The 11,794-nt window shown below is 37.9% G+C and carries 12 protein-coding genes; all 12 read left to right on the top strand.

What is annotated here, in order from left to right; all coding sequences use genetic code 11:
* Positions 1–135 precede the first annotated feature (135 nt).
* The 12 genes from KH364_RS07365 to KH364_RS07310 all read left to right on the top strand — a co-directional run bounded on the left by KH364_RS07365 (position 136) and on the right by KH364_RS07310 (position 11,693).
* A complete protein-coding gene (locus KH364_RS07365; protein WP_105097814.1) occupies positions 136–387 on the top strand; it encodes a HypC/HybG/HupF family hydrogenase formation chaperone in 252 nt (83 codons plus the stop codon).
* The gene (gene hypD, locus KH364_RS07360; RefSeq protein WP_273299140.1) at positions 347–1,465 is read left to right on the top strand and encodes a hydrogenase formation protein HypD; all 1,119 of its coding nucleotides are present in this window, start codon (positions 347–349) and stop codon (positions 1,463–1,465) included. Before KH364_RS07365 ends, hypD begins: the two co-directional genes overlap by 41 nt.
* A 1-nt stretch (position 1,466) precedes the next feature.
* Positions 1,467–2,474, top strand: coding sequence for a hydrogenase expression/formation protein HypE (gene hypE, locus KH364_RS07355; RefSeq protein ID WP_273299138.1), 1,008 nt, complete (start codon positions 1,467–1,469; stop codon positions 2,472–2,474).
* A 262-nt stretch (positions 2,475–2,736) separates the two neighbouring features.
* Positions 2,737–3,183, top strand: a complete 447-nt coding sequence (locus KH364_RS07350; protein WP_273299136.1) for a hypothetical protein — start codon at positions 2,737–2,739, stop codon at positions 3,181–3,183.
* 108 nt (positions 3,184–3,291) lie between these two features.
* Positions 3,292–4,410, top strand: coding sequence for a hypothetical protein (locus KH364_RS07345; protein ID WP_273299135.1), 1,119 nt, complete (start codon positions 3,292–3,294; stop codon positions 4,408–4,410).
* Positions 4,411–4,447: 37 nt separating this feature from the next.
* Positions 4,448–6,001, top strand: coding sequence for an LptA/OstA family protein (locus KH364_RS07340; protein ID WP_273299133.1), 1,554 nt, complete (start codon positions 4,448–4,450; stop codon positions 5,999–6,001).
* A gap of 13 nt (positions 6,002–6,014) precedes the next feature.
* Positions 6,015–6,878, top strand: coding sequence for a UTP--glucose-1-phosphate uridylyltransferase GalU (galU, locus tag KH364_RS07335; RefSeq protein WP_273299132.1), 864 nt, complete (start codon positions 6,015–6,017; stop codon positions 6,876–6,878).
* A 239-nt stretch (positions 6,879–7,117) separates the two neighbouring features.
* Entirely contained in the window at positions 7,118–7,684 is a 567-nt protein-coding gene (locus tag KH364_RS07330; RefSeq protein WP_273299130.1) for a hypothetical protein, read from the top strand.
* A gap of 8 nt (positions 7,685–7,692) precedes the next feature.
* Complete coding sequence (locus KH364_RS07325; RefSeq protein WP_273299129.1) at positions 7,693–8,205, top strand: biotin transporter BioY; 513 nt, start codon at positions 7,693–7,695, stop codon at positions 8,203–8,205.
* Between the two features lie 59 nt (positions 8,206–8,264).
* On the top strand, positions 8,265–9,371 hold the full coding sequence (locus tag KH364_RS07320) for a thiolase family protein (RefSeq protein ID WP_273299128.1): 1,107 nt from the start codon (positions 8,265–8,267) through the stop codon (positions 9,369–9,371).
* Between the two features lies 1 nt (position 9,372).
* Positions 9,373–10,668, top strand: a complete 1,296-nt coding sequence (locus KH364_RS07315; RefSeq protein ID WP_273299126.1) for an AMP-binding protein — start codon at positions 9,373–9,375, stop codon at positions 10,666–10,668.
* 26 nt (positions 10,669–10,694) lie between these two features.
* Positions 10,695–11,693 carry a nucleoid-associated protein gene (locus KH364_RS07310; RefSeq protein ID WP_009372044.1) on the top strand — a complete coding sequence of 333 codons (999 nt, stop codon included), beginning with the start codon at positions 10,695–10,697 and terminating at the stop codon, positions 11,691–11,693.
* Positions 11,694–11,794 lie beyond the last annotated feature (101 nt).

Genomic DNA, 11,794 nt, shown 5'->3' with positions numbered 1-11,794 from the left:
AATGTTTGTAATTGTGATACAATCATATTAGATATATTTATATATTCTGAGGAAGATTTTTTGAAAAGCTTCTGATTAAAGTGAATTTTTTACTATATAAACGAGTGTTATTAGAAATAAAGATAAGGAGATAGTATGTGCTTAGCTGTACCAGCTCAATTAATTGCTGTGAATGATGCTATTGGCACTGTTGAATTGACGGGTGCTACACGAGACTGTAGCTTGCTCCTCGTACCAGAAGCAAAGGTAGGGGACTGGCTATTAGTTCATGCAGGTTTTGCAGTACAAATTGTTGATGAAGAAGAGGCTCAAAAAACATTAGAGGCCTTTAAGGAGTTAGAAGAACTTGAAGAAGCTTACTTTGCAGGAAAAGCAGAACACAGCTGATGCATTGTTAAAACGTATCAATGCACTTCATGAGCCCGGCGAAACTGTGCGGCTTATGGAGGTGTGTGGCACACATACAGTGTCGATTTTTCGAGAAGGTCTTCGTCAACTATTGCCAAGTGGCATTGAACTTGTTAGTGGACCAGGATGTCCTGTATGTGTAACAGATCAAACATATATGGATAAGGCATTAGCCTATGCAGAACGTGAGGATACTATTATTGCTACCTTTGGGGACATGTTAAAGGTTCCTGGTAGTTATAGCAGCCTCAGTGAAGCTCAAGCTAAGGGGGCTCATATCCATGTAATCTATACACCTTTAGAGGTGATAGAACTAAGTAAAAAATATCCAGAAAAGAAAATCGTCTTTTTAGCTATTGGCTTTGAAACGACGATAGCAGTCATTTGTGCTACTGTGAAAGCTGTTCACGAGGCAGGACTAAAGAATGTTTTCTTCCTCGTATCTCATAAATTAGTACCACCTGCTTTGCGGGCTTTACTAGATAGACAAGAAGGCCATATTGACGGCTTTATCTTGCCAGGTCATGTGAGTGTTATTATTGGCGAAGAACCATATGGTTTCCTACCTGAAGAATATGGTATTCCCTCTTGTATCGCTGGCTTTGACGGCTTAGAAATTCTATCTGCTATTGCTAATATTTTAGAGCAACGAAAAACTGGTAATATTGTTGTGGGTAATACGTACCATTCTGTAGTTATGCAGAAGGGGAATCCTGTGGCTCAAGCTATGATGAAGGAAGTATACGACATATGTGATGATGCATGGCGTGGTATTGGTATTATTCCAAACTCTGGCTTGGCTTTAAAAGATGAGTATGCCGCTTATGATGTTGAGTGTGCACTACCCATTGAGCTAGAGAAACCATCCCTTGATCCAAAAGGTTGTCAATGTGGACGAGTTTTGCAAGGGCTTATTAAACCAAGTGAATGTCCATTATTTGGTAAAAGTTGTACTGCGGATCATCCCGTAGGGGCTTGTATGGTCTCTGTAGAAGGTAGTTGTGCTGCTTGGTACAAATATGGATATTCCAGTGGTGGATCGACGTGGGAGGATTAATATGGAACGAGTTCGCTTAGTCCATGGTAATGGCGGTCGATTCAGTCATGAATTGACAGAGCGTTTTATTTTGAAATATTTTACTAATGATTTATTGGCCCCTTTGCACGATGGGGCTCAATTTCCTGTTACAGCAGGGCGCATGGCATTCTCTACGGATTCTTATGTAGTACAACCGGCATTTTTCCCTGGTGGAAATATTGGTAAACTCGCAGTATGTGGTACTGTTAATGACCTTGCCATGAATGGGGCAGTTCCACAATATTTAAGCTGTGGCCTCATTTTGGAGGAAGGCCTTGCCTTTGAGGAATTAGATGAAATTCTTCGTACCATGGCAGAGATGGCTACGGCTGCAAATATACAAATCGTTACTGGTGACACAAAGGTTGTAAAAAAAGGTGAAGTCGATAAAATCTATATTAATACTGCAGGTATTGGTATGATTCCTGATGGGATAGATATTGGACCGCATCGCGTAAAAGCGGGCATGGATATTATCTTATCTGGTGCTATTGGAGATCACTCCATTGCCGTTATGGGACAACGATTTGGTTTAGATTTATCTGATTCGTTAAAAACAGATTGTGCTCCTTTAAATAAGATGGTTCATGCTGTGCTTGATAAAGTAGGACCGCAAGTAGCCTTATTGAGAGATCCTACAAGAGGTGGCTTGGGCACTGTGTTAAAAGAAATCGCAGATCAAAGTCAAGTGGGTATTAAGGTTGAAGAAACGGCGATTTCCATTCACGATGAAGTACAGTCTGTTTGTGATATTCTAGGCTATGATCCACTATATTTAGCAAATGAAGGTAAAGTCGTTTTAGTAGTTGAACCAGAGGTTACTGACCAAGTTCTTCAAGTTTTACATAGTTTTGAAGAAGGAAAAGAAGCAGTTCTCATTGGTAAAACCTTAGATAAAAATATTGGTAAAGTAGGATTGCAAACAGCTATTGGCGGTGTTCGTCTAGTCGATTTATTAGGTGAGGATCAAGTGCCACGTATTTGTTAGCTCTATAACTAGAAATAATATTTTAATTAGTATATATAATTTCTTTCTTTTTTGTGATTTTTGATGCTTTTTAAGTATTGGTTCTATTAGATATTGACAGTATCATGCTGTGATGATAGCATTAAATTAAGTTGTATAAAATTCACTGCTCGTTCATTGTGTTTTTATACAATATTGGTATCTTTATGTGTAAGTTCTTATACTTTCACTAGAATCTATGTATAGAATTTGTTAAAATATAAGTATCTACAGGAGGCTTATTATGAAAAAGAAAATTATTACAGCTGTTCTAGGGATTTGTTTAACTACAACTGCATTTGGTGGCATCTTGACTACTCAAGCTGGCGGCTTAAGCAGCATTCTTGGCGGTGCAGCTAAAATTGGCGGCATCGGTATTGTTATTAACAAATTCGGTCCTCAAATTGACTCTTTCTTAAATAAATTATTGAAACAAAATAACTTAAGCACAGAATATACAACTAAAGTAGTACCTATTATTAGTATTGGTACAAAAGGTTATATCGGTGCTGCTCAAGTTACTGGTCCTGCTTCTAGTATTGAAGAAGTTAAAGCGGTTGCTCAAGTAGAAGGTAGCTTTAACGGTATGGTTCGTGTTAAAGGTTTAGTACCTGTTGATAGCACAAACCCAGTTGGTGCATCTCGTGTACAAGGCGTAGGTGTATCTGCGATTATTGATTTGAAAATTTAATGGCCACTGAGCATATAAAATAGTAGACTCAGGGAATAAGCACGGTCTTAGGCCCGTGCTTATTCTGTTGTATAACAGTTATACATTAGATACGTTGTGGAGGAATTTATGAAGAAGCAAGTACTTACACTTTTAATGGCATCCCTAATTTCAGGCACTGCATTTGCTGCTCCTGGTACAGTAACAGAGAAAACACATGTTTTGGAAACTACTGTATATGGTTCCGTACAAGATGGTGCCGTAGTGGACCGCATTAATCAACTTGATGAAACCGTGTATGGTACTGGTTTCAGTGGAAACTCTGCGACATTGAGTAAACGTGTTGATACACTCTATAACTCCGTAGAAGGTAGTGGTACAAATATTTCTTTGCGTGAAGAAATGGACGCATTAGAATATACGTATCAAAATAGCATTAACGCAGGCTCTCTTGTTGATCGTGTAGAGAAAATGGAACGTAGCGTAAATGGTCGTATCGGTAGTGGCTCTTTACAAAAGCGTATTGTTTCTTTAAAAACTAAAGTATATGGTAGTAATGTAACTCTTACTAACCAAGTAGGCACATTGGCAGGTGACCAAGTATTTAAAGTAACTTTAAATGATGCTGTTTCTTCTAAAACAAGTCATGAAGGCGATACTGTATCCTTCACGGTGGCTGAAAATGTAATGGATGGCAATGTATTGTTAGTTCCTGCTGGTACTGTAGGTTCTGGTACGATTACGTCTTTGAAAAAGGCTCGTTCCTTTGGTCGTAATGGTGCTTTAGATATTACATTTGATACTATTCCTGCTATCGATGGTACAGAATTCACTGCTGTACAAGGTAAAGAAGCTAAAGACAAAACTCGTAATGAAGTAAAAGCAGCTGGCGCTTCCGTAGCTGGTGCAGTTTTACTTGGACCTGTTGGTCTTGTTGGCGGTGCATTCGTTAAGGGGAAAAATATAGAGTATCCAGCTGGTTCTACAATCTATGTACAGCCACAAGACTCTGTAACTATTCAAGGTCTTGTTATCGGTGGTGACGGTTTAGCGCATAGTGATGATGAATTGGCTGAAGCTGTAACTGTACCGAATGCAGCAGATGAATCTGAAGAAATTGTAGATACTAATGAAGCGGCTGTTGATGAAAATGAAAGAACAACAGAGGAACCAGCAGCAGTAGAAGAACAAGAAGAACAAGTAGAAAATGTTTCTCAACCTATCGTGGTTGTAAAACGCAATCAATAATTAACAAATTCTTAAAGCAAGAGGAGTTCTAGTAACCATGAGGAAACGTAAAGTACAATGGCTAGCAGCGGTATGTGTGTTTTGTTTAGCACAACCTGTATGGGCCGCTACGGAGTCAACCACGGTATATCAAGATCAATTGGATAGCGTAGGCCAATCTTATGCTGGGGAAATCTCTAAAGCATCTACACCTGAACATAGCAATATCCGTGTTGTACGTCGTGGTGAAAAGGCAAAATCTGCTGAGCCTACAGAGCAGTTACCTACTCGTATTGATGCAGACAAAATGTCTTATAATGGTTCCACAGGTAATGTATATGCACAGGGTGATGTAGTAGTTACTCAAGGTAATCAAACTTTGATGGCACCTCGTATTGAAGGTAATACGAAAACTACAGAGTACCGTACAGTTGGTGGCTATCACTACTTAGAAGATGGCGGTAAAACAAAGGATATTACAGGTCAAAATATGACGTATCGCACTAGCGACCGTCATTTCACAGCTGACCAAGCGATGGGGTGGAACGATCCATATTATGTAAAGGGACAAAATGCAACCTTTGATGGTCAAACTGGACATATGGAAAAAGGCATGGTTACCACAAAACATGCGATGGCATTTAAACATACGCCGGACTACCGTGTAGAAGGGCAAGACATTAAAGTATATCCTGGTGATAAAGTAGTTATCAAAAAACCTTCCTTCTATATCAAAAACTTTAAAATTTTATCCTTGCCATCTTATACAGCTTCTTTACGTCATGATAAAAAGAATAAATTTAGTATTTTCTCTTTAATACCAAAACCTACGTATAATAGCGATAATGGTATTGGTTTACATGGCAGTACTGAATATCCAATTGGTAAGAGAGGTGAAGCTTATCTTGATTACCGCTGGTATTCTAAAGCTGGTTTCAAACCACAGGTTGGATATCGTCATTACCTACCTTGGGGGACTGCTTCTATTGGTTATAGCAAGGAATCCAATGAGTACAATGATAAAACTGTATGGATTGAAAAAATCGGTGAAGTTCGCTTAGATACACATACGTACCATGTAGGAAAATCTCCTGTTACTGTGCGTGGTGGTGTTAATGTTGGTTATTGGAAAGAGGATTCTGTAAAAGGTACTCATAAAGAATATTATGCAGAGGTTTCTCATGATCCAATTAAACTCGGTAAAAAGGCAGATTTGCGCTTCTTAGGCGGTTACCAACGCGACTACTACGGTTATGATGGTTCTATTCGTAGCATGCCTTATTGGGGGGCTAGATTCCAATCTAAAGTTGGCAATCGTGCAAATGTATGGGTAAGCTATGATCAAAGAAATATTTCTTACAATAACTCTCCATATCGATTCGATACGACAGAGCTTCCTAAGGAGCTTGTTTATGGGGGCTCTTATAAATTAACTCGCCTAGATGATATTTCTGTAAGTGTTAAAAATAATATGATGAGTGGGGATATTGATTCTATCTACTACACATGGCATCGTGATTTACACTCCTTCGATATGTACTTAACATATAAGGATGGTCATAAAAACAGAGATAATCAATGGAAGATTAAATTTGTAGGTAAAGACTTTTAGTTAGGAGACTATTATGCAACGCATTAGAAAAGCCGTAATTCCAGCAGCTGGTTTTGGCACACGTTTCTTACCAGCTACTAAGGCACAACCAAAGGAAATGCTTCCTATCGTGGATACTCCTGCTATCCAGTATATTGTGAAAGAAGCCTTAGATTCTGGTATTGAAGAGATCCTAATCATCACCGGTCGTAATAAACGCGCCATTGAGGACCATTTCGATAGTAGTGTTGAATTAGAATTATTGTTACAAAGCCAAGGTAAAAACAAACAATTGGCCATGATTAAGGATTTAGCGGATATTAAGGTTCACTTTATTCGTCAAAAAGCACCTCGCGGTCTTGGTGATGCTGTATTGTGTGCTAAAGCATTTATTGGTGATGAACCATTTGCAGTATTACTTGGTGATGATATTGTTTATAACCCAGAAAATCCATGTTTAAAGCAATTAATTGATTGCTATAATGAACATCCTGGTATTATCTTAGGGGCTCAATTTGTCCCTGAAGATAAAGTTAGCTCATATGGTATCGTATCTGGCGAGGCTTTGGCTGATAACTTATATCGCGTTGATAACTTGGTGGAAAAACCTAAGCAAGAAGATGCTCCATCTCAACTTGCTGTATTAGGTCGTTATATCTTGACACCAGATATCTTTAACATCTTGGAAGACACTAAACCTGGCGTAGGTAATGAAGTTCAATTAACGGATGCCTTAGCAGCTTCTAAGACTGACACCTATGCATTGGCCTATGAAGGCATTCGCTATGATACAGGCGATAAACTAGGTTATTTGAAAGCTACTGTTGAGTATGCATTGCGCAACGAAGAGTTAGGCGAAAACTTCAAGGCATATTTAAAAGAGCTAGATCTTAAATAATAAATCTATAAGATTGAACCTTATAAAAGAACCTATGATATATCATGAACTGCACCTCCAAAAATTGTGTCCAATTTTGGGGGCAGTTCAATCATGGGTTCTTTTTGTTTTTGTAGTATATTTAGCTAATAAAGATATATTATTTTATATTTGTTAACAAATGGATAATGACTTTTGTTGACGAATGAAATGATGTTGATTATAATCAATTTATTGAATGAATAAAGGACTGTGATTATATGAGAACATTATTTAAAGCATTATGTAATAATGACTTAGATCTACCAGGACATAGCGTTATTAAGCATATGCATTATAATTCTTCCGGTAGTGATGAAACTATATGTAAGATAGTATCTCAAGTTGCTAAAACTACGACTATCGGTATTATGGATAAATCTGGATTCTTGATGGTTGATTTACGTCCAGTGCCGAAACAATTTAGCATTCGCACCACAATACATCAAGAGGAAATCAGTGGCGCTATATCGTTTTCCAAGAATGATATAGTACAATTCGTGAATGATATTAATGACACGAATCCAATTCATCGAGAGGCTCCTTATGTCGTACCTGGGTGCATGATTCTTGAAACATTGTGGAACTATTGGAATATTAGTAAATCTGCGCTGCAAATGGCGATTTACTTTCATGCCCCTGTCATTGCAGGGGATATGGTGACCTTAGTGGAAGTCCCTGAGGATGCTCATGTAGAAGGTTATGTAGGTGACACATTGGCATTTTCTGCTACTTTTTTTGGTGAAAATGAAGATTCAACATCTTTGAAACAAAGATCTATTAGTTAGAGGTAATTATGGAAGCAAGACGTTTAACAAAAATGGCTTTATTAACAGCCTTATTATGTATTTCAGCATATATTTCTTTTCCTTTGCCATTTAGTCCAGCCATGGTAACGGCATTGACTTTGGTGGCTACATTAACTGGTTTGTTGTTACAACCAAAAGATGCATTTATTGTATTTATCATTTATATTTTATTGGGTGCTGTAGGTTTACCAGTATTTGTTGGTGGTACAGCTGGTCTTGGTAAATTATTAGGACCTACAGGGGGCTTTATTTTCTCTTGGCCAATAGCTTATACATTATTAAGTGTATTTAAAGGTTCTAAGAAGAGCTTTTTCTCTTATGCATGGCGTTCTATTGTAATTACAATTCCTGTAGTATACCTATTTGGTGTGGCAGGCTTTATGATAGTTACAAAAACAGAACTTTGGGCAGCGTTGCCAGTAGTAATGTTCCCATTCATTCCAGGGGACATTGTAAAATGTCTCGTTGCTTCTTGGTTAGCAACTAAAATTAAAATTTAGAACCTAATAAAAGGGGCATTCCTAGGGATGCCTCTTTTATTTTAATATAAGGAGTTCATATGTCAGTATATATTCACGGTGGCCTTCGCAGCCCTATTGGCGTTTTAAATGGACAATATAAATATATGAGACCAGAAATCTTGGGGGCTCAACTTATTGATGAATTAATTAATCGTCATACTATTTCACAGGTGGATGGAATTTTTTGTGGCAACGCGGTTGGCACTGGTGGTAATATTGGTCGCCTTATGGGACTTATGTGTAATTTACCGAATTCTGTTCCTGCTATTACCGTAGATATGCAATGTGCATCGGCTTTGATGAGTATTGAAATGGCCTATACGCACATTGCATCAGGTGTTATGGATGCTGCTATTGCTGGTGGTATTGAAAGCTCCTCCTTACAACCCGATCGAATCTATGCAGCTGGAGATGATCGAGAAGGTTTATATAAGGTAGCTCAATTTACCCCTGAAGATCGGTCTCCTTTAGCTATGCTTGAAGGGGCTGAGCGAACGATACATAAGCATTATATAACGAAGGAAGATTTATATCCCTACATTATTAACAGTCATCGACGTGCTTTTGGAGCTTTAGATAATCCATATTTACAGTCTTATATTATGCCTATTACGCTAGATGGCAAAGTATGTGTAGACGAATGTATTCGTCCTAAGATGAACGAGAAACTCTTGTCTAGGATGAAGCCTTTATTGGGCCCTAATTCCATTACAAATGCAGGCAATGCGTGTTTAACTCATGATGGGGCGGCATTCGTGTACGTATCTAATACAAAGGGGCCCTTTAGAATACATAGTGTCATGCCTTGGGCTGGAAATCCTCAGTTTAGTCCAGAAGGAGCATTAGAAAGTACTGAAGCTATTTTAAAGAGGACTGGCTTAATTATGGATGATATAGACGTAGTGGAATGGAACGAAGCCTTTGCCATCATTGATGTGCTTTTTAATAAGGCGTATCCGAATCATATGGAAAAATATAATACGTTAGGCGGTGCGTTGGCGTATGGACATCCGTATGGTTGTTCTGGTGCTATTTTAGTACTTCATTGTATGGCAGCCCTAGAATCGTGTAATGGTAGATATGGTTTATGTGCCATTGCAGGCGCAGGCGGTACAGGTACAGCTTTGATTATGGAGCGTATGTAATATGACAATCATTGAACGCTTGCAACAACATAAAGACTTACAACCATATAAAATTGCTCTCATAGTTGATGAGGAACAGTATACATATGGTCAGCTATATGATGCTATTATCTCTATGGAGTTTAACAATACAAGTAGAATAATTAATTTAGGTCAGTTTAATGATGGTCAGAAAAATAAGGTACTCTTAATTCAGAGTCTCTCTTTTGTAGAACAATTATTACAGTGGTTATGGGGGTTATATAAAGGGTATATCCCCATGGTGTGCCATAATGAAATGGATGTGGCTTATATCGATGAGCTAGCTCGGATTATAAGTGTTGAAGGCGTTCCTACATCTGCAGACTTTGGTGTCCTTACCTCTGGAACTACGGGGCGCCCCAAACCTTTGTGGCGCAGTGAGAGATCGTGGCGAGAGTTCTTTGATATTCAAAACAATATCTTTCATATAAACAAAGATGCAAAAATCTTCTTACATGGTAGCTTTAGCTTCACAGGTGTTAGTAATATGGTTATGGCTGTGCTATGGTCTGATGGAACCGTTATTACAACGAAATCGTTGCGTCCAATTCGATGGATACAGCTTATTGAGAAATATCATGTGGACCATATATATGCATTACCAACAAAATTACGATTATTAGTACGCCATTGCAAAAGTAAACTAGACTCTATTAGCTATATCATCGGAGGATCTCAAGTACTGGATCGACAGTTGATGGAACAGTTAGAACTAATATGTCCGAACATGGAGTTTATTCTCTATTATGGTGCATCTGAGCTTAACTATATAACATATTGTACAGGTAAAGAGTGGTTAGATAGAGAAGGTACTGTGGGAAGACCATTTCCATCTGTTAAAATAGCAGAGCAGAACAGTGTTATTTATGTGACTACAAAGTATCATATTGAAGGCATTCCCGATACATATACTGTAAATGATTGCGGCTATATAGATAGCGATGGGTATCTCATGTTTAATGGGCGGCGAGGTGATGTCATCAATAAAGGGGGCTATAAAATTTCTATCCCAGAAATGGAATTATATTTACAATCCTTACAGGGCGTTTCTGAAGTCGCTGTTATTACGATTAATGATGAAATACGCGGGGAAGATTTTATTGCTTATATGGTATTAGAGGATAATACTAAATTAAGTAAAATTATAGAATGCATTCATCATGAAAGACCTTTAGTGGAGTGGCCAAAAGCAATACTAGAAATTCCTATGATACCCCTTACGGAATGCTCAAAAGTTGATAAACGAAAACTAAAAGAATGGTATAATAAAGGGTAATCGTTTTTCTATTAAAAGGAGGCATCATGCAGATTAATAAGGCTGCGCTAGAGATTTTTGACTTTACGTCCTCTTTAGCCGTATATTCTGAACATGAACTAAAGGTTGGCGATCAAGCTATACAAGATTATATTGCTAATCATGTAGCTAAGGCGTTCAAAGACCCAGGTGCTAGAACAGGTACCTTACATGATGCAAGTCCATTTGGTAAACAGCTAGTGGAGTATAAAAAGGGAGACCTCAAGTTTATAGATTTATCTAAGAATTTAGGTGAAAGCTTGTTTACCTATATGAAACAAGCAACGGACTCCGTAGTAATCGATACGATTATTTGTGAAGCTGTTACAGATACGACTTATATTTGTATTCTTTTGTGCCAAGCTCATGATGCTTTTACCCATCAACTATTTAGTGAAGATGATGGTACATTAGCTACAGAACTTGTTTCTCATAAGGCAGTACTGCCTATGCCATCTCAAAAATTACGTGCCTTTGCATCTATTAATTTACATGATTTTAGTGTTCGTATTTTTGAACCAAAAGGTGAGTTTGATGGTGAAGTATCCTATATCTTAGCGGATAAGGTATTACAATTAGGCACTAATCAATCCTCCCGAGATACAGTAAAAAAGGTGAAAGCCATTGTAGATAAGGTGGCTCAAGCGCATGAGTCTGATGGCGTCGTTGAATTGACGACTGCAAAGTCTATGATTGCTAAAAATGCTGAAGTATCAGATACAGTCGATCCTGTTCGTATAGTAGAAGAGGTATTCAAAGCGAATCCGATTCAACAAGAGGCGGCTAAGAAAGAATTAGCTGATGCAGATATGATGCGGCCATTACCGGTGAACCGTGAGTTTGCTACAAAGGTTGGAGAACATCATAAGATTAAAACCGATACGGGCATTGAAATCTCTTTTCCTGTGGAATATATGAAAAATCGCGAGTTTATTGAAATCAAAACTAATGATGATGGAACGTTGCGCATTGAATTAAAGAATATCAATAAAATTATGAATAAATAAGAATGCTTAGTTGTAAATTGAAATTGAACACATAAAAAATCCATATTAGTACAAGTGATAAGATTAGAGTATCAAATTCGCAATCAATCACGAGGTACTAA

The sequence above is a fragment of the Veillonella sp. oral taxon 158 genome, from assembly GCF_018376515.1.
GTDB lineage: Bacteria > Bacillota > Negativicutes > Veillonellales > Veillonellaceae > Veillonella > Veillonella rogosae.
The sequence above is the reverse complement of the archived record's forward strand: the minus strand, read 5'-3'. Positions and strand labels throughout refer to the sequence as shown.

Coding starts and splice junctions, on each gene's coding strand:
- KH364_RS07365 (WP_105097814.1), top strand. CDS start 136: ATGTGCTTAGCTGTACCAGCTCAATTAATTGCTGTGAATGATGCTATT.
- galU (WP_273299132.1), top strand. CDS start 6,015: ATGCAACGCATTAGAAAAGCCGTAATTCCAGCAGCTGGTTTTGGCACA.
- KH364_RS07350 (WP_273299136.1), top strand. CDS start 2,737: ATGAAAAAGAAAATTATTACAGCTGTTCTAGGGATTTGTTTAACTACA.
- KH364_RS07340 (WP_273299133.1), top strand. CDS start 4,448: ATGAGGAAACGTAAAGTACAATGGCTAGCAGCGGTATGTGTGTTTTGT.
- KH364_RS07320 (WP_273299128.1), top strand. CDS start 8,265: ATGTCAGTATATATTCACGGTGGCCTTCGCAGCCCTATTGGCGTTTTA.
- KH364_RS07330 (WP_273299130.1), top strand. CDS start 7,118: ATGAGAACATTATTTAAAGCATTATGTAATAATGACTTAGATCTACCA.
- KH364_RS07345 (WP_273299135.1), top strand. CDS start 3,292: ATGAAGAAGCAAGTACTTACACTTTTAATGGCATCCCTAATTTCAGGC.
- KH364_RS07310 (WP_009372044.1), top strand. CDS start 10,695: ATGCAGATTAATAAGGCTGCGCTAGAGATTTTTGACTTTACGTCCTCT.
- hypE (WP_273299138.1), top strand. CDS start 1,467: ATGGAACGAGTTCGCTTAGTCCATGGTAATGGCGGTCGATTCAGTCAT.
- KH364_RS07325 (WP_273299129.1), top strand. CDS start 7,693: ATGGAAGCAAGACGTTTAACAAAAATGGCTTTATTAACAGCCTTATTA.
- KH364_RS07315 (WP_273299126.1), top strand. CDS start 9,373: ATGACAATCATTGAACGCTTGCAACAACATAAAGACTTACAACCATAT.